The 22,252-nt window shown below is 71.5% G+C and carries 19 protein-coding genes and 1 pseudogene; 8 read left to right on the forward strand and 12 right to left on the reverse strand.

The genetic code is table 11. The features are described from left to right. The first annotated feature begins 21 nt into the window (after nt 1-21). Nucleotides 22-1,263 (forward strand): MoxR family ATPase, encoded by a 1,242-nt coding sequence (locus AB0E05_RS23745; RefSeq protein ID WP_361966688.1) that lies wholly within the window; start codon nt 22-24, stop codon nt 1,261-1,263. After that, nucleotides 1,260-2,597 carry a VWA-like domain-containing protein gene (locus AB0E05_RS23750; protein ID WP_361966690.1) on the forward strand — a complete coding sequence of 446 codons (1,338 nt, stop codon included), beginning with the start codon at nt 1,260-1,262 and terminating at the stop codon, nt 2,595-2,597. The genes AB0E05_RS23745 and AB0E05_RS23750 overlap by 4 nt, the downstream gene beginning before the upstream one ends. Here AB0E05_RS23750 and AB0E05_RS23755 read toward each other — a convergent pair. Next, nucleotides 2,531-2,875 (reverse strand): hypothetical protein, encoded by a 345-nt coding sequence (locus tag AB0E05_RS23755; RefSeq protein ID WP_361966692.1) that lies wholly within the window; start codon nt 2,873-2,875, stop codon nt 2,531-2,533. The genes AB0E05_RS23750 and AB0E05_RS23755 overlap by 67 nt on opposite strands. A 197-nt stretch (nt 2,876-3,072) precedes the next feature. Continuing rightward, nucleotides 3,073-3,585, reverse strand: coding sequence for a MarR family winged helix-turn-helix transcriptional regulator (locus tag AB0E05_RS23760; RefSeq protein WP_361966694.1), 513 nt, complete (start codon nt 3,583-3,585; stop codon nt 3,073-3,075). Between AB0E05_RS23760 and AB0E05_RS23765 the strand changes: the two genes are divergently transcribed. After that, nucleotides 3,467-3,856, forward strand: a complete 390-nt coding sequence (locus AB0E05_RS23765; protein WP_361966696.1) for an ester cyclase — start codon at nt 3,467-3,469, stop codon at nt 3,854-3,856. The two genes, AB0E05_RS23760 and AB0E05_RS23765, sit on opposite strands and share 119 nt — an antisense overlap. 175 nt (nt 3,857-4,031) lie before the next feature. Here the strand turns inward: AB0E05_RS23765 and AB0E05_RS23770 are convergent, their stop codons facing one another. Together AB0E05_RS23770 and AB0E05_RS23775 are read right to left on the reverse strand one after the other, a co-directional pair. Next, nucleotides 4,032-6,146 (reverse strand): MMPL family transporter, encoded by a 2,115-nt coding sequence (locus AB0E05_RS23770; RefSeq protein ID WP_361966698.1) that lies wholly within the window; start codon nt 6,144-6,146, stop codon nt 4,032-4,034. A 116-nt stretch (nt 6,147-6,262) separates the two neighbouring features. Next, nucleotides 6,263-6,703 (reverse strand): MarR family transcriptional regulator, encoded by a 441-nt coding sequence (locus tag AB0E05_RS23775; protein ID WP_361966797.1) that lies wholly within the window; start codon nt 6,701-6,703, stop codon nt 6,263-6,265. A gap of 483 nt (nt 6,704-7,186) precedes the next feature. Here AB0E05_RS23775 and AB0E05_RS23780 point away from each other — a divergent pair, with 483 nt between their 5' ends. Continuing rightward, nucleotides 7,187-7,570, forward strand: a complete 384-nt coding sequence (locus AB0E05_RS23780) for a hypothetical protein (RefSeq protein WP_361966700.1) — start codon at nt 7,187-7,189, stop codon at nt 7,568-7,570. Nucleotides 7,571-7,730: 160 nt separating this feature from the next. Here AB0E05_RS23780 and AB0E05_RS23785 read toward each other — a convergent pair whose 3' ends face one another. The 6 genes and pseudogenes from AB0E05_RS23785 to AB0E05_RS23810 form a co-directional block, all read right to left on the reverse strand. Continuing rightward, on the reverse strand, nt 7,731-8,399 hold the full coding sequence (locus AB0E05_RS23785) for a response regulator transcription factor (protein WP_361966702.1): 669 nt from the start codon (nt 8,397-8,399) through the stop codon (nt 7,731-7,733). Between the two features lie 18 nt (nt 8,400-8,417). After that, entirely contained in the window at nt 8,418-9,578 is a 1,161-nt protein-coding gene (locus tag AB0E05_RS23790; protein ID WP_361966705.1) for a sensor histidine kinase, read from the reverse strand. 104 nt (nt 9,579-9,682) lie between these two features. Continuing rightward, a complete protein-coding gene (locus tag AB0E05_RS23795) occupies nt 9,683-11,992 on the reverse strand; it encodes an MMPL family transporter (RefSeq protein WP_361966708.1) in 2,310 nt (769 codons plus the stop codon). A 592-nt stretch (nt 11,993-12,584) separates the two neighbouring features. Continuing rightward, a complete protein-coding gene (locus AB0E05_RS23800) occupies nt 12,585-13,316 on the reverse strand; it encodes a hypothetical protein (protein WP_069627492.1) in 732 nt (243 codons plus the stop codon). Nucleotides 13,317-13,532: 216 nt separating this feature from the next. Beyond that, nucleotides 13,533-14,123: pseudogene (locus tag AB0E05_RS23805) on the reverse strand (alpha/beta hydrolase); the annotation flags it as partial. Between the two features lie 145 nt (nt 14,124-14,268). Next, nucleotides 14,269-15,027 (reverse strand): SDR family oxidoreductase, encoded by a 759-nt coding sequence (locus AB0E05_RS23810; RefSeq protein ID WP_361966710.1) that lies wholly within the window; start codon nt 15,025-15,027, stop codon nt 14,269-14,271. Between the two features lie 148 nt (nt 15,028-15,175). Here AB0E05_RS23810 and AB0E05_RS23815 point away from each other — a divergent pair, with 148 nt between their 5' ends. Together AB0E05_RS23815 and AB0E05_RS23820 are read left to right on the forward strand one after the other, a co-directional pair. Beyond that, nucleotides 15,176-15,811 (forward strand): TetR/AcrR family transcriptional regulator, encoded by a 636-nt coding sequence (locus AB0E05_RS23815; protein WP_361966712.1) that lies wholly within the window; start codon nt 15,176-15,178, stop codon nt 15,809-15,811. A 262-nt stretch (nt 15,812-16,073) separates the two neighbouring features. Beyond that, nucleotides 16,074-16,238, forward strand: coding sequence for a hypothetical protein (locus tag AB0E05_RS23820; protein WP_361966714.1), 165 nt, complete (start codon nt 16,074-16,076; stop codon nt 16,236-16,238). 77 nt (nt 16,239-16,315) lie between these two features. On the opposite strand, the gene AB0E05_RS23825 is transcribed toward AB0E05_RS23820, so the two are convergent. Continuing rightward, nucleotides 16,316-16,981: a TetR/AcrR family transcriptional regulator gene (locus AB0E05_RS23825; RefSeq protein WP_361966715.1), complete on the reverse strand. Its 666-nt coding sequence runs from the start codon at nt 16,979-16,981 to the stop codon at nt 16,316-16,318. Nucleotides 16,982-17,039: 58 nt separating this feature from the next. Here AB0E05_RS23825 and AB0E05_RS23830 point away from each other — a divergent pair, with 58 nt between their 5' ends. Next, the gene (locus AB0E05_RS23830; protein WP_361966717.1) at nt 17,040-18,464 is read left to right on the forward strand and encodes an aldehyde dehydrogenase family protein; all 1,425 of its coding nucleotides are present in this window, start codon (nt 17,040-17,042) and stop codon (nt 18,462-18,464) included. A gap of 750 nt (nt 18,465-19,214) precedes the next feature. Here the strand turns inward: AB0E05_RS23830 and AB0E05_RS23835 are convergent. Further along, entirely contained in the window at nt 19,215-20,093 is an 879-nt protein-coding gene (locus AB0E05_RS23835; RefSeq protein WP_361966719.1) for an alpha/beta hydrolase, read from the reverse strand. A gap of 137 nt (nt 20,094-20,230) precedes the next feature. On the opposite strand from AB0E05_RS23835, the gene AB0E05_RS23840 reads away from it, so the two are divergent. Continuing rightward, nucleotides 20,231-22,168: an AfsR/SARP family transcriptional regulator gene (locus tag AB0E05_RS23840; RefSeq protein WP_361966722.1), complete on the forward strand. Its 1,938-nt coding sequence runs from the start codon at nt 20,231-20,233 to the stop codon at nt 22,166-22,168. Nucleotides 22,169-22,252: the final 84 nt, after the last annotated feature.

Here is a 22,252-nt window from a genome sequence, read left to right on the forward strand (position 1 = left end):
ACCGACCCACAGGTGATCACCATGACCGCAGCCAGCACGCCCGCAGCCCATGGCTCCTCCCCGCTCGACGTCGCGGAGGAGCTGTTGACCCTGCTGCGCACCACGACCACGGAACCGCGCCCCGACGTCCAGTTGGAGGCCCTGGCCCTCGCCGTCGCCGCCGACCTTCCGGTGCTCCTGTGGGGCGAGCCGGGGATCGGCAAGACCGCTGCCCTGACCCAGCTCGCCGAGTCCCTGGAGCTTCCGCTGACGACCGTGATCGCCAGCGTCCACGAGCCCTCCGACTTCTCCGGGCTGCCCGTCGTCGGTGACGACCCCGCCGTGCAGGGCGTTCCGATGGCCCCGCCTGACTGGGCCGTACGACTCGTCCGGGCCGGCCGGGGGCTGTTGTTCCTGGACGAGCTGTCCACCGCTCCCCCGGCGGTGCAGGCCGCCCTCCTCCGGCTCGTGTTGGAGCGGCGGATCGGCTCGCTGCGGCTGCCGTCCGGGGTACGGATCGTGGCCGCGGCCAATCCGCGTTCGTCGGCGGCGGACGGCTGGGAGCTGAGCCCGCCGCTGGCCAACCGCTTCGTCCACCTCCAGTGGACCCACGACCACGAGGTCGTGGTGCGCGGGCTCGGCGGCACCTGGCCCCGGGCGACCCTGCCGCAGCTCGACCCCGAGGCCCTGCCCCGGGCCGTGGACCTCGCCCGCCGCGCGGTGTGCGGGCTGCTCTCCGTGCGTCCTCCGCTGGTTCACCGGCTGCCGCAGCAGGAGACGGGGCGCGGTGGTCCCTGGCCCTCGCCCCGCAGTTGGGAGATGGCGCTGCGGCTGATCGCCTTCGCGACCGCCGCGGGCTCCTCCAGGGAGGTGCTGTCCCTGCTGGTCCGGGGCGCGGTCGGCGACGGGCCGGGGCTGGAGATGCTGGCCTGTCTGGACCGGATGGACCTGCCGGACCCCGAAGCACTGCTCGCCGACCCCTCGGGTGCCGTCCTGCCCGAGCGGGGCGATCGACGCCAGGCCGCCCTGGAAGGCGTGGTGACGGCCGTCCGCAACCGCCCGGACAAGCCCCGCTGGGACGCGGCGTGGGCGCTGCTGGCAAGGGCGTTGGAGACCGGGGCGCCCGATCTCGTGGTGGTCCCGGCGACCGGGCTCGCCGCACTGCGCCAGGAGGACTGGGAGGTCCCACAGTCCATCGAACGGCTCGCCGGAGCGATCTCGCTGTCGCGGCGCGCGGACGACACCGCGGCCCGGGTTCCGGTCGCGACGCGGGCCGGCCGATGACCGCCGCCCCGGCCGCCTCGGCCCCCTCGTGCCCGTCAGCCCCAGAAGCACCGGGCACGGCGAGCACGGCAGACGCCTCGGTCACGTCGGGGAAGCTGGATCGCGACAAGCTCTTCGCAGCGCGCCTGTTCGCCGCCCGCGCCCGGCCGTATCTGGCGACGGCGCTGTTCGCACTGCATCCCGTGGAGTCGCCCCGAGTGCCGACGATGGCCGTCGACCGGTACTGGCGGTGCTACGTCTCCCCGGCGTTCGTCGACCGCACGCCGTTGGCGGAGCTCGCCGCGGTCTGGGTGCACGAGGTGTCGCACCTGCTGCGCGACCACCACGGCCGCGGGGACCGCGTGATGCGCGAGCGGCAACTGAGCGGCCCGGGAGCCCGACTGCGCATCAACATCGCCGCCGACATGGAGATCAACGACGACGCGTACGACGACGACGCGAAGGAACTGGTCCTCCCCGAGGACGCCGTCACTCCGCAGTCCCTGGGGCTGCGTTCGGGCGAGTTGATGGAGGACTACCTGCGTCAGTTCGGGCTGGGACCACGCACCCAGGGCCTGGTCTGGCTCGACTGCGGCAGCGGCGCCGACGGACTGGTGCGCCCCTGGGAACGGGGGCCGAACGGTGCGCACGGCCTCAGCGCGCAGGAGCGGGACGCGGTCCGCTTCCGGGTGGCACAGGGCATCTCCGCCCGCCCGGGGAACACGCCGGCTGGCTGGCGGCGTTGGGCGGAGGAGGCGTTCCATCCGCCGCAGCCGTGGCGGGAGTTGCTGGGTGCGGCGCTTCGCTCGGCGGCGTACGGCAGCGGTTCGGGGGGCGACTACTCGTACGGGCGACCGTCGCGCCGTTCCGCGGGTCTGCCCGGCGTCGTGCTGCCGAGCATCCGGCGCACCCCGCCGCGGGTCTGCGTGATCATCGACACCTCCGGGTCGGTCAGCGACGCCGAGCTGGGCAGCGCCCTGCTGGAGGTCGCCGCGATCTCCCGGGCCGTGGGCGGCCGGCGCGACCTGGTGTCGGTGCTCTCGTGCGACGCCACGGCCGACGTCGTGCGCACGCTCTGCCAAGCGGAGGACATACCGCTGACCGGTGGCGGCGGTACGGATCTCCGCGCGGGCTTCGCCAGGGCCCTGCGCACCCGGCCCCGGCCGGACGTGGTCGTGGCGCTCACCGACGGGCAGACTCCGTGGCCACGCACGCAGCCGTCATGTCGCACGGTCGTGGGCCTGTTCCCCCGGACCGGGGTGCGCCGCCGGTGGAGCGAGGACCACGACTACGTACCGGACGCACCGCCCGCGTGGGCACGCGTGGTGCACATCGGTACGCCGACGTCGAACTGACGGAGCGCGCGGGCGCCGCACCCGATGGCATCGGACAGTTCCCGCATCGCGGCGCCCGACCCCACCGCTGCCAGGTGCAGGATCGCCGCGAACGCGAGGCCCTCCGGCAGGGCCACGTCGGCCGGTCGCACCAGCGCCAGGTACACAACGAACGGAAGCTTCCAACCGCTCCAGGCGAACAACGCACCCGAGCCGAGCCAGCCGAGCACCAGCGGCACCCACCGAGGGGCCCGTGCGGGCCGCCCTCGGACGACGGCCCAGGCCACGACGGAGGCCACCAGGGCCCACACCCCGAGGACGCCGGCGACACCTTGATCAGCACGTACGGCAGCAACGCCAGCGCCGCCCCGTATGCCGCGACCCGCCTGACCCGGTCCCATCGCTCCACCTGAAAGCCCCTTCATCACCGTGGAGTCCGAGTCTCAGACACCACCGCAACCGCGCACGTCAGCCGTGGGTCGCACCCCGGCCCCCATCAGGAAGAGCAGGTGTCAGCCAACCGGAGTACGGGCAGGCGATGCCGCGCGCCCCTGGGCGGCGCGCAGGTGTGCGGTCTGTGTGGTGCCGACGTCGGTGGTGCGCCGCAGGTATCGCTCGATGACGGTGAGTTCGTCGTCGGTGAAGTCCTCCAGTGCCTGGTCGAAGGCCTTGCCGGGGGCTCCCAGGCGGCTTCGATCTCGGGGGTGCGGTCACTGGTGAGCGTGACGAGTGTCTTGCGTCGATCATGGGGGTCGGAGTGGCGTTCGGCGAGGCCGGCCTTCTGGAGGCGGTCGACCAGGCGGGTGGCCGATCCGGAGGTCAGACCTGTCAGATCCGCGATCTCCCCCGTGGTGCGGGGCCCCGGGTCCAGGGCGAGCAGGCTGACGCATTTGCAGATCAAGGAGATCCTCGACCCCGGCTTCGTCGTCCACCAGGCTCGCCCGGACGGCAGCGACTCCGAAGCCGTCACCGGCCCCGAGCGCCTGCTGCCCGAGATCGAGCAGACCATGGCCGCCTTCGGCGACATCAGCATCACCGTCGACCTCGGCCCGATCATCGACGGCGACCTGATCTCCGCCCGCTGGACCATGCGCGCCACCTACACCGGCGGCATCCCCCAGGCCACCGCCCCCGTCGGCACGGACGTCTCCTTCTCCGGCAACGACATCCTGCGCGTCCGCGACGGCCGGTTCGTCGAGTACTGGACCTGCACCGACATCCTCGACGGCCTGTCCCAGCTGGGCGCCGTCTCCGGCCCCAACGGCCCCGCCCACCACTGAACGGCGCAGGACCGAGCACGCTGGCCGGAACGACAGCCCTCCCGTCAGCAGCCAGTGCTTCCCGGACGCGGACTTTGTTGGCTGCGATGACGGTCGCCTCGGTGAGGTCGGCCGTCCAGCCCCACCTCACGATCAGGAGCTCGGTCCGGCGCTGACAGCCGCACTCCTCAGACCCCTACGACCCGGGGCTGCGGAAGCCGGCCGGGCCACCGGGCCACCAAGCGCGCTCGCCCAGGCTCCGCACCAGGGCGGGGACCAGCAGGGAGCGGACGACCAGGGTGTCCAGGAGGACGCCGAACGCCACGATGAAGGCGATCTGGATCAGGAACGCCAGCGGGATCACCCCCAGCGCCGCGAAGGTCGCCGCCAGGACCACCCCGGCGGAGGTGATCACCCCGCCGGTCGCCACCAACCCGTGGCGCAGGCCCTCCCGCGTGCCGAGGCGGATCGACTCCTCGCGGACACGGGACATCAGGAAGATGTTGTAGTCCACGCCGAGCGCCACCAGGAAGACGAATCCGTACAGCGGGACCGAGGCGTCCGTGCCGGTGAAGCCCAGAAGGTGGGTGAAGACGAGGGACGCGACCCCGAGGGTGGCGAAGAAGTTCAGCGCGACGGTCGCCACCAGGAGCAGCGGCATCAGCAGGGAGCGCAGCAGCGCCGTGAGGATGACCAGGATGATCGCCAGGACGACCGGCACGATCAGGGCGCGGTCGGCCGCCGCCGTCCGCTGGGTGTCGATCCGCTGGGCGGTGACCCCGCCCACCAGCGCGTCGGCGTCGGGTACCGCGTGGACGGCCTCCCGCAGCGCGGCCACGGTCCGTTCGGCCGCTTCGCTGTCGGCGGGGTCGGCCAGGGTGACGTCGATCCGTACCCGACCCTCGGCGATCAGAGGCGGGCCGCCGGGAGCACCACTGGCGGTCGTCGGGAGGGCGGAGGCAACGCCCGGCACCTGTCGGGCGGCGGCGACGACCGGTTCGAGGGCATCGGCGCGCACGACCACCACGGCAGGGCTGCCCGAGCCGCCCGGGAAGTGCTCACCGAGGACGGCCTGCGCGGCCACGGAAGGCGCGTCGCCGACGAAGGTCTCGTCCAGCGGCACCCCGCGCGAGGTCAGGTTCGGGGCGAACGCCGCGCAGGCGAGCAGCGCCGCCAGGGTGACGGCCCAGACGCGGCGGGGCGCCCGGTCCACCAGGTCGGCGACCCGACGCCAGATCCGGTGCGACCCGGTCGCCGCTTCCAGGCCGTTGTGGTGGGGCCGCGCGGGCCAGTAGGCGGCGCGGCCGAGGAGGACGAGCACGGCGGGGAGGAAGGTGAGTGCCGCCGCGACCGCGCAGACGATCCCGATGGCCCCGACGGGCCCCAGCGCCCGGTTGTTGGTCAGATCGCTCAGCAGGAGCGCGAGCAGTCCCAGCGCCACGGTCGCCGCGCTGGCCAGCACCGGGCCGGCCGAGCGGCGCAGGGCGGCCCGCATCGCCACCGTTCGGTCGTCCCCGCGCTCCAACTCCTCGCGGAACCTGGCTGTCAGGAGCAGCGCGTAGTCGGTGGCCGCCCCGATCACCAGGATCGACAGGATCCCCTGGACCTGACCGTCGACCCGCACGACCCCCCGTTCGGCGAGCGCGTACACCACCGCGCAGGCCAGGGCGAGCGCGAACACGGCGGCCAAGATGATCAGCAGCGGCAGCAGGACGCTGCGGTAGACCAGGAGCAGGATGACGAGCACAGTCGCGAGGGCCACGCCCAGCAGCAGACCGTCGATCCCGGAGAACGCGTTCTTGAGATCCGCCTGGGCAGCCGCCGGGCCCGCGAGGTGGACGCTGGTTCCCGGCACCGTCCGGGCCTGTGCCCCGATGTCCTTCAGCGCGTCCGCCAGGCCGTCGTCGAGATCGGTCCGCAGCGGCACCACCGCCCGTAGGGCGCGGCCGTCGTCCGAGGCGAGGGCGGGGGACGGGTTCCCGGCGAGCAGGGTTGAGCCGTCGATGCCTGCCAGGGCGTCGGCGCTGTCGGCGCGCGCCGTCTCCGGCAGCGGACCGCCGTCGTGCGCGGTCCACACGACGACGAGCGGCACGGCGTCGCTCTGCCGGAAGTCCTCCTGCACATCGATGACCTGAGTGGACTCGGCGGTACGGGGGAGGAACGCCGCCTGGTCGTTGGTGGCGACCTCACCGAGCTTTCCCGCGTACGGTCCGAGCACCCCGCCGACACCCAACCAGGCGACGAGAAGGAGGAGCGGGATCAGCAGACGGACTGCGCGGCAGGACCGGGCGGGGCGTACGGGGTGGGGCATGGAGGACACATCCGCTGTCTCGACGGGGCGACTGACGGGCCGATTATCTTGATGGATTGAGACATTCGGATCGTAGGTGTTGCCGATCTCCTCGACCGCACCCACCCCGTACTCCGTCAAACCGCTGGGCGCGGGGGCTCCTCCAGGCGAGCCATCTCCTCGCTGAAGGCAGCCAGGAACCGCAGCACCACGTCGAGTTCCTCGTCCTCGAACCGACCTCGCGCACGCTCCCCCGCCACCGCCAGCGGGCGGAAGAAGGCCCGCGCGGCCAGACGTGCCTCGTCCACGTACTCGACGCGGACCACCCGCCGGTCCGCCTCGTCCCGGGTACGACGGATGTGACCGGCGCGCTCCAGCCGGTCCAGACAGGCGGTCACCGCTCCGGACGTCAGCCCCAGTCGCGTCCGCAGCATCCCCGGGGTGACCGGCTCCTCCGCGTCCAAGACCGCGGCGAGCGCGCTCACATCCGTCGCATGCAGTCCATGGGCCGTCGCGAAGGCGTCCGTCAGCCGGTTGATCTCGCCGTTCACCCTCCGCAGGGAGACGGCCAGAGCCATCAGCCGCTCCAACGCCGCCGCGCCACCACCGTTCTCGCCGTTCACGCCCGGCAGCGTACCGGCCCGGCTGCCACGCCTGATTGCGGCTCCCTTGTCGACGGACGGGCCGGTGAGGCTGCCCAGTCCGGCTGAGTTTGCGGCTTACTGCAAACGTGCCACGCTGGAAATACGGAGCATGAGAGAAGGGGGCATGCCGTTCAGACTCTGGACGGTATGACACAGCCGACGCGACGTGCAGGTCGACCTGACCGCCCTCCACACGGCTGCTCCGCGCCCTCCCGGGGAAGGTATGGGTAGCCAGGGGCGACGGCCACAGGCCAGACCACCAGCTCATGGCATCTGTCCGTCGGCGCGGGAGGAAGCCAACTGCGGGTCGGGCAGGACACGAACGGGAATAGTCGACGCCGGACTTGAACTGGCCGAACACCCCATCTGCCACGGCCTGAGACCGTGACATCGCCCGCGACTGACGGGAGGAAGGAAATGAGCAGTACACCAACGACGACCGAGGACTGGTACCTGGCTGGAGCCATTTTCGGATGGGAGGCACCTCAGTGCACTGCTCAGGCGCCCGCTCCCCTCAACGATGAAAACCTCAAGGCGTACTTTCAAGGTGTCGAAGACGGAGGAAGCGCCCGCCTTGACTACGAGGACAAGAAGGCCGCCGAGCAGGACAGTCCCCCATCGGTCGCCTACCCAACTATTGGTCCTGTCCCTGGCGGGAGTGTCCCGCTAGACGACTACCTCAAGGAGAATCGTGAGATCCTGGAGGGCCTGTTCCACGAACACATGCCCCACACGGAAATTCCAGAATACGATCCGTGGTACCCACCGTTTGGGGAAATGAGCCTGGGGCCCGTGCCCTGAACGGATAGGTGTACCGGTAGCCGGTCTTCGTGCCGGAGGCGGGCAGCACGACCGGGTTCGCCGGCGCCGTGGACGGGTCGCCCTGCGCCTGGGTTGTGGTCGGGGAGCCGGACCAGGAGCGCGACAACTGGGGAGCTGCTCCCAGCTGGGGCGTGGCGCCTCATGTTGGCGGTCGCACGAGGCCCGACTGGTAGGCGAGAGCGACGAGTTGGGCACGGCTGCGGGCGTTCAACTTGGTTTTGGTGCGCTGTACGTGGGTGCGTACCGTCAGTGGGCTGAGGAACAGTTGCTCGGCGATTTCGGTGTCCGACTTTCCTTCCGCCACCAGCACCGTTATCTCGCGTTCGCGGGCGGTCAGGGCGGCCAGGTCCACTGGGGATGCGCCGGAGCCGGTTTCGGGTGTGGCCAGGAAGCGGGTGATGAGGGAGCGGGTGGCTGCTGGGGACAGCAGCGCGTCCCCGGCGGCCACGGTGCGGATGCCGTCAAGGAGTGCGTCGGCCGACACGTCCTTGCCGAGGAAGCCGCTCGCACCCATCCGCAGGGCACGGGCGACGTGCTCGTCGGTCTGAAACGTGGTCAGGACCAGGACGCGGGTGTTCCGCAGGTTCGGGTCGGCGCAGATGGCGCCGGTCGCGGCGAGGCCGTCGGAGCCGGGCATGCGGATGTCCATGAGGACGACGTCGGGGCGGTGGACCCGGGTGAGTTCCACGGCCGTGTCGCCGTCGGCGGCCTCGTCGACCACTTCCATGTCCGTGCAGGAGTCGATCAGGATGCGGAAGGTCGCCCGGAGCAGGGTCTGGTCGTCGGCGAGCAGGATGCGGATGGCCATGAGGGCTCTTCTCGGGCGTCAGGGGTGGACGGGAAGCTCGGCGGTCACGGCGAAGCCGCCTTCGGGGCGGTGCCCGGCCTGGAGGGTGCCGCCGACGGAGCGGGCGCGTTCCCGCATGCCGACGAGGCCGAATCCGCCGCTCGGTGGCGTCGGGCGGGGTAGGGCGCCGCCGTCGTCGCTGACGGTGAGTGTCAACCGGTCGTGGGTGTAGACCAGTCGGATGTGCGCGGTGTTGGCGGACGCGTGCTTGGCCACGTTGGTGAGGGCCTCCTGCACGATACGGAACGCGGTCAGGTCGGTGCCGGGAGACAGCGGCCGTTCCTCGCCGTCGGCCGTGACGACGACCCGGAGCCCGGCGGAGGCGAACGCCGAGACGAGGTCGGGAAGCCGGCCGAGCCCCGGGGACGGTTCCAGAAGATCCTCCGGATCGTCGGGCCGGCGTAGGAGGCCGACCGTGGCCTGGAGTTCGCGCAGTGCCGAGGAGGTGGTGGTGACCAGTTCGGCGAGGATCTGTCCCGCCTGTTGGGGACGGTCGCGCAGGAGGTGCGCGGCGGTGCCGGCCTGGGCGTTGGCCAGGGCCATGTGGTGGGCGACGACGTCGTGCAGTTCGCGGGCCATGCGGACGCGTTCCTCGGCGACCCGGTGCCGCGCTTCCTCCTCCCGGGTGCGCTCGGCGTGCTCGGCGCGTGCGCGTACGGCGCCGAGGTAGGCGCGCCGCGCCCGCACGGCCGAGCCCTGGACGACGGGCAGCACCGTCCAGAAGGCGGTGATGACCACTGTTTCGAGCCACGGCCGGCCGTCGTGGGTGGGGAACAGGGTCGGCAGGACGACCAGTGCGACGGCGGTCAGCCAGTGGGCGCGCGCCGTCCGCTCCGGGGTGCGGACGGCCGGCTCGTAAAGCGCGACGATGACCGGGAGCAGCACCAGCGGGGTGACCTCGTGGCCCGCGCCGCCGGAGACACCGGTGCACGTGGCGGTGGCGACGACCACGCCTGCGGGATGGCGGCGCCGCCACAGCAGGGACAGACACGCGGCCGTGGCCATGAGCAGCCCGAGCGTCCGGCCGGGCTCGTGGCGTACGTACTGTCCGGCGGTGGCGACGTACAGCAGCAGGAGGAAGGCCGACTCGACGGAGCGGGGATGGCGATCGGCGTACCGTCTCAGTCGGGTGGCGTGCATCGTTCCTCCGATGGCGGGTGGCACGGCCCATGATGGGACACGCGGGTGCGCCCGGACCGGGTGAGGGCCGTCCGCGGCCGGCACGAACGGCCCCGCGGGCGCGGTCAGGCGCGTACCGAGTCCGGATCGGCGTCCTCCACCGCGGTCGGGGAAGTCGGGGGCCGACGGCTGAGGGCCTCCCCTTCCACGTCGACCCGCGGCAACAGCCGGGCCAGGAGGCGGGGCAGCCACCAGGCCGACCGCCCGAGCAGTACGAGGACGGCGGGCACGAACGCCATCCGGACGACGAAGGCGTCGAACAGTACGGCGGTCGCCAGACCGAAGCCGACCATCTTGGTCAGGCTGTCACCGGCCGTCAGGAACCCCGCGAACACCGCGATCATGATCAGCCCGGCCGCCACCACGACCCGCCCGCTGTGCCGGAAGCCGGCGATCACGGCCTCACCGGGCGTCGCGCCGTGGACGTGGGCCTCGCGCATCCGGGACACCAGGAAGACCTGGTAGTCCATGGCGAGGCCGAAGACGATGCCCACCAGGAAGATCGGGATCTCGCTCAGGATCGGTCCGGTCTGGTCGATGCCGAGGAGTCCGGCTCCGTGCCCGTTCTGGAAGACCGTGACGAGCAGGCCGAAGGAGGCGAGCACAGACAACAGGAAGCCGAGGGCCGCCTTGAGGGGCACGAGCAGCGAGCGGAAGACGATCGTCAACAGCAGGAAGGCCAGACCGACCACGATCAGCAGGTAGGGGACCAGCGCGCTCATCATCTTGTCGGCGACATCGATGTTCAGGGCGGTTGCACCGGTGACTTCGAAGGTCGCACCGGTGGCCGACTCGAAATCGGGGCGTGCGTCGCGGATGGCGTGGACCAGGTCCTTCGTCTCCTTGCTCGTGGGCGCGGTCGAGGGAGTGGCTTGCAACACCGCCGTGTCCCCGGTCTTGTTGAACCGGGCAGGGGAGACGGACACCACGCCTTTGGTGACGGCGATCTCCTTCGAGACCGTCGTCACCGCGGCCTGCGGGTCGTCCGCCCGGGTGGCGTCGACGACGACGGTCAGGGGACCGTTGAAGCCGGGGCCGAAACCGTGCGCGAGGGCGTCGTAGGCGCGGCGCTCGGTCGACGAGGTGGGCTTGGCCTCGTCGCCGGGAGTGCCCAGCCGTAGATCCAGGGCCGGTACGGCCAGGGCACCGAGGCAGGCGACCGAGGCGAGCAGGACGGGCACCGGGCGGCGCAGGACGAACCGGCCCCAGCGCGTCCCCCAACTCCTGTCCCCGCCCGTCGGACGGCCCGCCCGACGCGCGCGGCGCACCGGGCCGGGCCCGGGGGGCTCGTTCGCGTCCTCCACGTTCCGGACAGGGCCCTTGCGCAGCCGGCTCCCGGACCGGGGAAACCGGCCGTCGGGCCGACGGTCGCGGCGAGGGAGAACGGCGTTCGGCCAGAAGCCGAGCAGCGCCGGAACGAGAGTCAGCGAGACCAGGACACTCACCGCGACCGTCCCCGCGGCGGAGAGACCCATCTTGGTCAGCTCGGGCACACCGACCACCGACAGCCCGGCCAGCGCAATGAAGACCGTGAGCCCGGCAAAGACGACCGCGGCGCCGGCGGTGCCCACGGCCAGTGCTGCCGCCTCCCGCGGATCGTGCCCCTCGGCCCGCTCCTGCCGGTAACGGGACACCACGAACAGGGCGTAGTCGATCCCGACCGCGATGCCGATCATCATGGACAGCTCGTTGTTGGTGAGGCCGAAGGCACTGCTCAGAGCGATGAGGGAGGCAAGGCTGACGCCCACGCCGACCACGGCCGTCATCAGGGGCACACCGGCGGCGGCCAGGGATCCGAAGGTGACCAGCAGGACGACCGCGGCGACACCCATGCCGAGGATCTCGCCGATCCCGGCCGGGGGTTCCTCCGCGATCGCACCGCCTCCGGCCTCGACGGTGAGTCCCGCCTCCCGGGCCTCCTCGACGGCCTCACTCACGAGTTCCTTGGCGGCGTCGGAGACGTCATCGCCCCTCACGTCGTAGGTGACCGTGGCGTACGCCGTCGACGCGTCCTCGCTCACCCCCACCCCGTCGAACGGGTTCACCACGTCGGCGACCTGCGGCCCGTCGGTCACGACTGTCACCAGACGTTCGACGGCCGCGCGGTTCTGCGCCGCGGTGATCTTCTGCCCGTCCGGTGCCACGAAGACGATGCGGGCGTTCGCCCCTTCGGCCTCGGCTCCCGGGAACCGCTCATTGATGAGGTCGAACGCCTTCTGCGACTCGATCCCCGGCAGCCCTGAGCCGTCACCGGACGCTTCCGCGGCGTTGAGAGCCGCCAGGCCGACGGCGGCCAGGACCGCCACCCACAGCAGCGTCACCCGGCGTCGCCACCGGAAGGCCCAACTACCCAGGCGATACAGGAAGGTTGCCATCGATGAGGTCTCCATCTCTGCTCTCGGAACCTCACCAGCCTGTCCGGCGGCACCCTTTCCGGTCGTCATACCACCAACGACAATCCGCCTACCGGCTTCTGAGTACAGGCCCGCCTGCGGGACCATCCCCGGGGATGACGTCCGACCCGACACGGCCCGGTGAACCTTCCCGGTCACAGCACAAGCCGCGGGCCAGAACGTGACGGAGCCCGGGAGCATGTCCAGCTCCCGGGCTCCAGCTTGCCACCCATTTGCGCACACCGGCGGCGTTTAAGAACCGCGGGTCATGTTGAGATCGACGTGTTCTGCCTTTGAACTACAGCGCCACGAGAGAGGCGCCGGAGGGACTTGAACCCCCATCCGTCGATGTTCGCCCACGCTCGGTCGATCCGGTGTTCGGCGGCGAATACTGAGACTGGAGCGAGAATCTGAGTTTCACGGGGCCGCCTCTGCCAGGCTTGGGCCACCCCCGCACGTGGTGCGGGGAGAGGGATTCGAACCCCCAACTGACACCCCTTCATCAGCTTCAACATCAGTTTCAGCTTGCGCTCATCGCGCACCCTCCGCTCGCGACGGAGGGCGTATGTGGGGGCTACCGGAAGAGGTAGCCGAAAACCGCGTCGCCGACCCGCTGGTCGGTGACCTCGGTGTTGTTCGCCTCCTCGCGGGCGAACTTGACGGACTGCTGGAGCTTCTCGACGCGGTCGAGGAGCTCGTTGACCCGCCGGGCGGGCAGCGCGCCGGAGAACTTCACCGTGGTCCAGTAACCGACCGGGACGTCCTCGTAGTACACCTCGACCTGTGCCGGGTGCTTCTCCGTGGCCTCGGCCTTCACATGGTTGCGCGGAACCTTCTTCGTGCGGATGGTCCGCACCGGGTCCGTCTTCCACGAGTCCGTCGAGGGGTCCAGGTTCCACGACTCGGAGGCGTCGAGCACCGGCAGCTTGCGCACGAAGGTGTGCAGGTCGGTGAGTTGCTTCTCCAGGAACAACAGGTACGGGACGGGCACCTGGGACAACAGCACCGTGCCGTCGACCACCACGTCCGCGACTGCGGACCGGTTCGCCCAGTCCTTCGTCGCGGTCACGTCGAAGAGGCGCGTCAACGTCCCGGCGGTCGCCCGCAGAGCGTCCTCGGCCTTGATCTGCACCCGGGTGGACTCGGGCGGCAGCTGCTCGCCCTCCTCGTCCTTGGGCTGGTAGGTCCGGGAGATGCCGGCCAGCAGGGCGGGCTTCTGCACATCCTGGTGAGCCTGGGTGAGCTCCTGGAGAGCCTTGGACTTGACGCCCTTTTCGACTGCGATGATCTGATTCAACTTCGGCACACGGCGAACCTAACAACCCCGCGCCGCACGCACATCCGATTAAACGCCCGCCCCGTCTCCTCCAGCCGAGAGGGCGGGGCGGTCGGTTGGGCCCACCGGGGGCCATTGGGCGTCCCGGTGGGAAACAGGCCCCACCACGGGGCGGGGCCCGTCGTCTCGATGAGGCGGCGTTGGTCGGCAGCGGCTACTGTCCCCGGTCGGCCTGGCGGCCCGGTCTCACGTCAGGTGCCGGGTGAAGAACGCGGCCGCGGTGTCCCCCGCGTGCTGGGGGACGCCGGTGTGCCCGCCCATGTTGGCATGCAGGGCCTTCTCCTTGGAGCCGAAGGCGTCGAACAGGTCCAGAGCCGCCTGCCGGTCGTTCCCTTCGTCGTCCCACTGCAGCAGGACGTGCAGCGGAATGGTGACCTGTCGGGCCTCCGCGAACATGGATCGGGGGACGAAGCTCCCGGCGAACAGAACGGCGGCCGAGATCCGCGGCTCGACCACCGCCAGCCGGGTCCCGATGGAGATCACTCCCCCCGAGTACCCGACCGGCCCGTCGATCCCGGGCAGCGGCAGGAGGGCGTCCAGGGCGGTCTGCCATTCCGGGACCGCTTTGTCGACCAGAGGGAGGATGAGGGCGTCGATGATCTCGTCGCTGACCGGCTCGCCGGCCACCAGCGCCCGGCGCAGGTCGGCGACGGCCTGCTCAGTGGCGGGCAGGCGGGGCCGGTCGCCGCTTCCGGGGAGCTCGATGGTGGCCGTGGCGAAACCGTCCGCCGCGGCCTGCCGGGCCCGGGCCACCAGTCGGGGATACGTCTTGCGCAGAGGTGGTGCAGGGAATCGGTGATGCCGCCGGCGCCCTGCACCCGCTGCGCACCCCGGACGCGTCGAAGCTGGATGAAGACGAGACCGGCGCGGAACGAATCCGGCGCGCCGTTGCCCGTGGCCCGGGACGGACTCGCCCGGTCGGTCACAGGAGGGCGCCGCCGGAGACCTCGATGCGCTGGGCGGTCATCCAGCGCAGGCCGTCGGACGCCAGTTCGGCGATGGCGTCGCCGATCTCCTCGGGTTCGCCGACGCGGCCAAGCGCGGTCCGCCCGGCCAGACCCTGGCGCATACCGGCGTCATCCCGCATGGCACCGCCGTTGAAGTCGGTGGCGGTCGGCCCCGGGGCAATGGAGTTGACCCGGACACCTCGGGGGCCGAGTTCTGCGGCCAGAGTACGGCTCAGAGCCTCGACCGCGGCCTTCGAAGCGGAGTAGACCGAGGTCGCGGGACTGGTGTGGCGAGTCAACGACGACGAGACGTTGATGACGCGGGCGCCTTTCGCCAGCATCGGCACAAGCGACTGGATGAGGAAGAACGTACCCCGCACGTTCGTGCCGAACACCGTGTCGAAGTCATCGGTCGTGACGGCTTCCAGTGGGCCGAAGACACCGACCCCCGCGTTGTTGACCACGATATCGAGCCGCGAAGCCCCCCAGCGCTCAAGCAGTCCGCTCAGCTCGGAAGTGAAGGCTCCGAAAGAGGAGACGTCGCTGATGTCGAGACGCACGACAGCGGCGGTCCCACCCGCAGCGTGCACGTGCTGCGCCGTCTTCTCGGCCCCGGCCACATCACCGCGATGAGCGACCACGACCCGCACCCCGCGTGCCGCCAGCGCAAGAGCCGTGCTCCGGCCCAGACCACGGTTCGCACCGGTCACCAAAGCGATCCTGTCGGCTGTCATCCCGCTACTCCCTCATCACACGGCACCGGAGAGACGTCGGGCACCGCCATCCGAGGCGAGTCGCTCGACTCGCCTTTCCATTGCAGCGTAGGCAGCCCCAAAGAGGCGAGTCAAGTGACTCGCCTCGGATCTGGGGCATACTGCACGCATGGCAGCAGAGCTCTCCGCGCACCACCGCCGTCTCGCCCAGAAAAAGCGTGAGGCGATCATCTCCGCAGCCACGGACCTCTTCCTGAACCACGGTTACGACGGCACTTCCCTCGCGCGCATCGCCGAGGGGGCGGCAGTCTCGAAGTCCACCTTGTTCAAGCAGTTCCCCACCAAGGCAGCCCTCTTCGAGGCCATCGTCACCGAGTCATGGCAGCGTGACGTCACCGGCGCCGTCGCGCGACCTCAGGCCGGAGATCTGCGTTCCGGCCTGACCTCCATCGGCCACCGCTACGCCGACCTGATCGGCCGGCCCGGCATGACAGCCCTGTTCCGTATCGTCATCGCCGAGCTGCCTCGCTTCCCCGAACTGGGACGGATGCAGTTCCAGCTCGGCAAGCTGCCCTACTTCACCTCTGTCCAGCGCTACCTGGAGTCGGAGCACGAGGCCGGCAACGCCGACGTTCCGGACACCGAGAGCGCCGCCAACCAGTTCCTCGGGATGATCGCCAACTACGTCCTGTGGCCCCGCATGCTGCTGACCGACTGGAACCCCGCAGCCTCCGACATCCGTTACGCCGTCGAGCAAGCGGTAGAGACCACGCTCGCCCGCTATGCCTCCGATCAGCCAGCCTGATCCGAAGCTGGAACTCGTACGCCGCCGCCCCGGCATCGGAGGAACCCGCGGAGCCGCGACGGGGCGTTCTCCGCGATGGATCCCACCGCCCGCCACCCCGCACCGACGAACTGCTGTCCACCGTGAAGTTCACGGTGCAGACCCTCGCCGCCGACGAACTCCAACGCGACCTCCAGCGCGAGCCGACCTACGACGGACTCCGCGCCGCCGAGGCCAAAGGCAACAAGGCCGGACGCCGCCCCTCACCATCCCCGCCGACCAGATGGAAGACGTGCGCACCGCGCACCCGGAAGGCCGGCCCGTCTCCGCACTTGCCCGCTGCCAACCGCTCGACGGCACCCTGGGCCCCCCGGCGGTCCCGGCCCAGCACAAGGCCCGCCGCGCGTACGAGAACCGGGTCGCCACCCTCACACTGACCGGATCATGATCAATGTCCGGCGGTCACTCAGAGGTACACACCACCTGGCCGTAGCTATACGGAGAACACGGCCATGCCCTGATGGATCACTCCCGTGCGGGCCGCGCACCGCCGCCGACCGCGCGCAGGACGAAGGGGAGGAATCGGTCCGCCGTCTCCTGTGCGGTGGCCGCGTCGACCTGTTCCGGTAGCCGGGGGGTGAGGAAGAACCTGCTCATCACCGGGCCGACCGCCACCTCCCCGAGGAGGTCGGCGTCCTTGACCGGCGGGATCTCGCCCCGCTCGACGGCCAGCCGCACGACCTCGGCCACCCGCCGGTACACCGGCTCCAGGAAGGCCGCCGTGAGCGCCTCGGCCAGGGCGCCGTTGTGTGCCGCCTCGCCAATCAGGGCGCGCATCAGCCGGCCGCCCTCACCGGTCATGGCGGCGGCCTTGTCCCGGAGCACCACGCGCAGGTCGCCTTCGAGGCTGCCGGTCGCGGGCGGACCGTAGGGCTCGGTGAAGCTCGCGGCGGCGGCGATCACCAGGTCCTCCTTGGACGACCAGCGCCGGTAGAGGGTGGCGGTGGAGACCCCGGCTCGGGCGGCCACAGCTGCGGTGGTCAGCCCACCGAAGCCGCTCTCGGCCAGGACGGCCAGGGTGGCATCCAGCAGGGCCCGATCCCGGGCGGCGTCGCGGGGACGCCCCCGGCGGGGCGTCGCCGGGGGCGTGGCCTCGGAGCACTGGGGGGCGGGGGGTGTGGTGCGGGTCATGCCATGACTTTAACACAAAACGAAACGAAAGCACTTCGTTTCATATATGCTCGTCGGCATGAACACTTCCACCGAAGCCACCCAGACCCTGTCCACCACCACGGACGAGGCCGCCGACGTGCCGGCCACCGTCGCCCGACTGAACGCCACCTTCGCCACCGGCCGCACCAAGCCCCTCTCCTGGCGCAAGGCCCAGCTGCGCGCCCTGCGCCGCCTGTTGGTCGAACAGCAGGGCGTCTTCACGGCCGCGCTCCACTCCGACCTCGGCAAGAACGCCACCGAGGTCCACACCACCGAGATCGGCTTCACCATCAACGAGATCGACCACACCCTGCGCCACATGGACCGCTGGCTGCGCCCGCGCCGCGTCCCGGTACCCCTGGGGCTGCGGCCGGCCCGGGCCCGGACCGTGCGCGAGCCGCTGGGCACCGTTCTGATCATCAGCCCCTGGAACTACCCGCTGCAGCTCGCCCTGTCACCGCTGGTCGGCGCGATCGCCGCGGGCAACTGCGCCGTAGTCAAGCCCAGTGAACTCGCCCCCGCCACCTCAGCGGCGCTCGCCCACTGGCTGCCCCGCACGCTGGACCCGCGCGCCGTCGCCGTGACCGAGGGCGGCATACCGGAGACCACCGCCCTGCTGGAGCAGCGCTTCGACCACATCTTCTACACCGGCAACGGCACCGTCGGCCGCATCGTGATGACGGCCGCGGCCCGCCACCTCACCCCGGTCACCCTGGAACTGGGCGGCAAGAGCCCGGTCGTCGTGGAGCCGGGCACCGACCTCGCGACAGCGGCCCGCCGCATCGCCTGGGGCAAGTTCATGAACGCCGGCCAGACCTGCGTCGCCCCCGACTACGTCCTCGCCATCGGCGACACCGCGACCGCGATCGAACCGCACCTGACCACCGCGATCCGCGAGATGTACGGCACCGACCCGGCGAAGAGCCCCGACTACGGCCGCATCATCAACGAGCGCCACTTCGACCGCCTCACCGCGCTCCTCACGGACGGCCGGATCGTCACCGGCGGCGACCACGACCGCGCCGACCGCTACCTCGCCCCGACCGTCCTCGCCGACGTCGACCCGTCCGCCCCCGTCATGCGCGAGGAGATCTTCGGCCCCCTCCTGCCCATCGTCCGCGTCCCCGACCTCGACGCAGCCATCGCCTTCATCACCGCCCGCGACAAGCCCCTGGCCCTGTACGCCTTCACCCCATCACCCGCCACCAAGCGCCGCCTGACCAACGAGACCTCATCCGGCGCCCTCTCCTTCGGCGCCCCCAACACCCACCCCGCCATACCCGGCCTCCCCTTCGGCGGCGTCGGCGAGAGCGGCATGGGCGGCTACCACGGCGAACACTCCATCAACCGCTTCAGCCACACCAAGTCCGTCCTCGACAAACCCCTGCACTTCGACACCCTCCGCCTCGCCTACCCGCCCTTCACCCCTCGCAAGTCCCGCCTCCTGCGCCGCTTCCTGTGACGACGCTCCGACATCCCCGGCCAGAGCAGCTCACCGCCACCCCGGCGGATCGCAGCGGCCGGCCAGACCACGCTCGTCCCGTCAGCACACGATGACCGGCGTGCACTTGGCGAAATCAACAACCAAAACCTTCACCAAGTCGGCGACATACCCCACCGCGGCCGTCGGGACCCCTTCCAGCAGATCGGGGAACCGGCCCTCCAACTCGAAGAACTTCAGCGACAGGCTGAAAGCCCAGCCGGGTGATCCTGCTCTTTCTTCTGTGCCTCAACTACTCACACCCGGGTGCGGCCGGGGGTTCCGGGCGGCCGCCATCGCGGCCCGCAGCGCCACCCGGGCCAGGTCGACGCCGGACAACTCACTGCCGCTCATGCCTGCCCCCAGGTGGTGTAGCCGGGGTCCAGGTGGCCGAGGCCCGCGAGGCGTTGCACGGTCGCGACGAACCGACGTGCCGCTCGACCAGCAGGGGCACGTCCTGGAGCGGCCGGTGCGGGCCCGACGATTTCGGTCGCCGCCACCACCGGGTCCCTTCGGCCCGGAGTCGGTCAGGCCGGCCGGTTCTGTACTTCGCGCAGCCAGGTGTTGTACGCGGTTCGGTAGGCCGGTCCAGCCGGGTCCGGAGTGGGGCCCGCTCGGTATGGCGGGCCCCACTCCGGACCCGGGGCGCCACAGCGGCCCGGCCGGCGGGTGGTCGGGGGCGGTGTCCGTCGCTGTCCCGTCCCATTCCGTTTCGTGGCCCGGGCGGAGGGCTCAGCGGAGCAGCAGGTCGCGGATCGCGTCGGTGATCTCGTCCGGCGCCTCTTCGGCCATGAAGTGCCCCGCGCCGGTCAGCCGGTGGTCGAGGTCCGGTGCCCACGCGCGCCAGACCGCGGCGGCGTCGTAGCCCAGTCGTGCGCCCCAGTCCTGCTGGACGACCGTCACGGGCATGGCGAGCTGGGAACCGGCGTCCTGGTCCGCTTGGTCGTGTGTGACGTCGATGCCCGCCGAGGCTCGGTAGTCCGCGACGATCGACGGCACGGCCGCGGCGCTGGCCCGCAGGTACGCGGACCGGACCGGTTCCGGCAGGGCCGCCGGGTCACCGGCCCAGGCGTCGAGGAAGGAGCCGAAGAAGGCGTCGGCGCTGTTGGCGATCATCGTCTCCGGCAGGCCCGGCGGCTGCGCCATGAGGAACAGGTGGTAGCCGACCGCCGCGGGGACACCGTGCAGGACGCTCCACATGTCCAGGGTCGGTACGACGTCGAGGATGCCCAGGTGCGAGAGGGCATCGGGATGGTCCAGTCCCGCCCGGAACGCGACCAGAGCGCCTCGGTCGTGGCCGACCAGGGCGAAGCGCTCATGGCCGAGCGCCGCCGCCAGGGCGACGACATCGGCGGCCATGGTGCGCTTGGAGTACACCTCAGGGCCGGTGGCCACCGGCTTGTCACTGGCGCCGTAGCCGCGCAGGTCGGGACAGATCACCGTGTGCTCGCCGGCGAGCCGCTCGGCGACGTGCCGCCACATCAGGTGGGTCTGGGGGAAGCCGTGCAGCAGCACGACCGGGCTGCCGTGGCCACCGACGGCTGCGGCAAGCTCCACTCCGTCGGCGCCGGGCAGACGGACGTGGTCGAAGCCGGGGATGGTGAGAATCATGAAGGGCCCCTTCCTGGGGTCCGGGGACCGGCGAAAGCCGTGGTCCGAGGACTGACGGGATCAGCGTGGGCGACAGCAATCAGCAGCCGATCAGTACGCTGCGACGCCACAGACCCGCGCGACGCAAGATGGAGGGCATGCGAATCGACGTACTCGGTGCCGTGCGTGCCCTCCACGACGACGGCACCCCGGTCAACCTGGGCGGGCCCCGCCACCGCGAGGTACTCGCCCGGCTTGTCGCCGCCGGGGGACGGATGGTCCCCACCGACACCCTCGTGGACGACCTGTGGGCCGAGCCACCGGTGCGGGCCGTGGGTGCGTTGCACACGTTCGTCGCCGCGCTGCGCCGTGCCATCGAACCCGACCGGCCGCCCCGCACCCCGCCGCGCGTCCTCGTCACGGAAGGACCCGGCTACGCGCTGCGCCTGCCGCGCGACACCGTGGACGTCCACCGGTTCGAGGACGCCCTGGCCCGCGCCCGGCACACCCCCGATGCGCTGACCGACCTCGACGCGGCCCTCGCGACCTGGCGCGGCCCCGCCTACGCCGACGTGACCGGCTCCGCGTGGGCCCAGAGCGAACGGGCTCGGCTGGAGGAGCTGAGGCTGGAGGGGGTGGAACTGCGCGCCCGCCTCCTCCTCGACTCCGGTTCAGGAGCCGAACTGGTCGCCGAGCTGGGCGCCCACGTCACCGAACACCCCTGGCGTGAGCCGGCCTGGGGGCTGCTGGCCCGCGCGCTGCACCGGGCAGGCCGTCAGGCGGACGCACTGGCCACCCTCCGCCGCGCCCGCACGATGCTCGCGGACCAACTCGGGCTCGACCCCGGTGCCGACCTCCGGCACCTGGAGACGGACATTCTCCGCGGAGCTGCGACCCTCCAGCCCCCACACACCGTGTGGACCGCAGGCGTACGACTCGGCCCGCGCACCACCGTCGAACTGGCCCGCACCCTGGCCCTGGCGGGGGGTGACGCCCTCATCCACTCGCGGCGCGACCGCCTCGCCGCCGTCGAGGCGGCGGAGCGCACCGGAGACATCACCCTGACCGCCCGCGTCATCGGCGCCTACGACGTGCCCGCCCTCTGGAGCCGCGCCGACGACCCCGAGCAGTCCCGCGCCGTCGTCGCGGCGGCCGAGCGCACACTCACCGCGCTGGGCACCGACGGCCCCGCCCAACTGCGCGCCCGTCTGCTGGCCACCGTCGCGGTCGAGAGCCGCAGCGCCGATCTGTCCCCGACCGAGCAAAGGCGCGCCGGGCAGGCGTCGCGCGAGGCCGAGGCGCTGGCCCGGGAGCTGGGCGATCCGGCCTTGCTGGCGTTCGCCCTCAACGGCGTGTTCCTCCAGTCCTTCACCCGACCCGGGCTCGCGGCGGCACGGGACGTGATCGGCGCCGAGGTCCTGGACCTGGCCAACCGGCACGAGCTGCCGGACTTCGTCGTACTCGGCCGGCTCATCCGCTTGCAGTCCGCCTCAGCTCTCGGCGACCTCGACACCGCGGCCGCACACGCCGAGGCCGCCGAGCAACTCGCCGTCAGCACCGAGGCACCTCTCGTCCCCGTGCTCACCGGCTGGTACCGGGCCAGGGTCACGGCCGCCCGCAGCACCGAACCGGGCGGGCCGACCGCCGCCACGGCCGCGGCGCAGTATCGCGCCGCCGAGCACTCCCTCGCCGATACGGCGGGCATGCCCGGGCTGCATCGCGGCCTGTTCGCGCTCGCCCTGATGGGCCTCCGCCTCCTGCACGACCGTCCCGCGCCCACCGATCCCGCGCTCGACTGGGGCCCCTACCGCCCCTGGACGCGCCCCTTGGTGCTGCTCGCCCGCAGCCAGGACGAGGAGGCCCGTACCGCCCTCACCACGACGCCCGAACCACCACTTGACCACATGCAGGAGGCACTCTGGTGCCTGACAGCCCACGCCGCCGCCCGCCTCGACGAGCGCCCGATCGCCGCCCGCGCGGCAACAGCCCTGCGCGCTGCCCGCGCCGAACACGCGGGCGGGGCGAGCGGAATGCTGACCCTGGGGCCGGTGGCTCGGTACCTGGCAGAGGCGGAGGCATGCGCCCACGGAAACTGAGCCAGAACCCGAGTTCGGGAGGCACTCACCGCTGACCGTGATGGGTACGTGTACCCCGGCCTCCAGGCGCCGAGCGTGGTGAAC

It is taken from the genome of Streptomyces sp. NPDC048057 (genome assembly GCF_040653095.1).
In the GTDB taxonomy this organism is placed as follows: domain Bacteria; phylum Actinomycetota; class Actinomycetes; order Streptomycetales; family Streptomycetaceae; genus Streptomyces.

Excerpts from the sequence above, each read along its gene's own strand:
- AB0E05_RS23820 (WP_361966714.1), top strand. The coding sequence starts at position 16,074 with ATGGAAGACGTGCGCACCGCGCACCCGGAAGGCCGGCCCGTCTCCGCA.
- AB0E05_RS23795 (WP_361966708.1), bottom strand. The coding sequence starts at position 11,992 with ATGGCAACCTTCCTGTATCGCCTGGGTAGTTGGGCCTTCCGGTGGCGA.
- AB0E05_RS23780 (WP_361966700.1), top strand. The coding sequence starts at position 7,187 with ATGAGCAGTACACCAACGACGACCGAGGACTGGTACCTGGCTGGAGCC.
- AB0E05_RS23835 (WP_361966719.1), bottom strand. The coding sequence starts at position 20,093 with ATGATTCTCACCATCCCCGGCTTCGACCACGTCCGTCTGCCCGGCGCC.
- AB0E05_RS23785 (WP_361966702.1), bottom strand. The coding sequence starts at position 8,399 with ATGGCCATCCGCATCCTGCTCGCCGACGACCAGACCCTGCTCCGGGCG.
- AB0E05_RS23750 (WP_361966690.1), top strand. The coding sequence starts at position 1,260 with ATGACCGCCGCCCCGGCCGCCTCGGCCCCCTCGTGCCCGTCAGCCCCA.
- AB0E05_RS23840 (WP_361966722.1), top strand. The coding sequence starts at position 20,231 with ATGCGAATCGACGTACTCGGTGCCGTGCGTGCCCTCCACGACGACGGC.
- AB0E05_RS23810 (WP_361966710.1), bottom strand. The coding sequence starts at position 15,027 with ATGACAGCCGACAGGATCGCTTTGGTGACCGGTGCGAACCGTGGTCTG.
- AB0E05_RS23825 (WP_361966715.1), bottom strand. The coding sequence starts at position 16,981 with ATGACCCGCACCACACCCCCCGCCCCCCAGTGCTCCGAGGCCACGCCC.
- AB0E05_RS23770 (WP_361966698.1), bottom strand. The coding sequence starts at position 6,146 with ATGCCCCACCCCGTACGCCCCGCCCGGTCCTGCCGCGCAGTCCGTCTG.
- AB0E05_RS23790 (WP_361966705.1), bottom strand. The coding sequence starts at position 9,578 with ATGCACGCCACCCGACTGAGACGGTACGCCGATCGCCATCCCCGCTCC.
- AB0E05_RS23745 (WP_361966688.1), top strand. The coding sequence starts at position 22 with ATGACCGCAGCCAGCACGCCCGCAGCCCATGGCTCCTCCCCGCTCGAC.
- AB0E05_RS23775 (WP_361966797.1), bottom strand. The coding sequence starts at position 6,703 with ATGGCTCTGGCCGTCTCCCTGCGGAGGGTGAACGGCGAGATCAACCGG.
- AB0E05_RS23760 (WP_361966694.1), bottom strand. The coding sequence starts at position 3,585 with ATGGTCTGCTCGATCTCGGGCAGCAGGCGCTCGGGGCCGGTGACGGCT.
- AB0E05_RS23830 (WP_361966717.1), top strand. The coding sequence starts at position 17,040 with ATGAACACTTCCACCGAAGCCACCCAGACCCTGTCCACCACCACGGAC.
- AB0E05_RS23815 (WP_361966712.1), top strand. The coding sequence starts at position 15,176 with ATGGCAGCAGAGCTCTCCGCGCACCACCGCCGTCTCGCCCAGAAAAAG.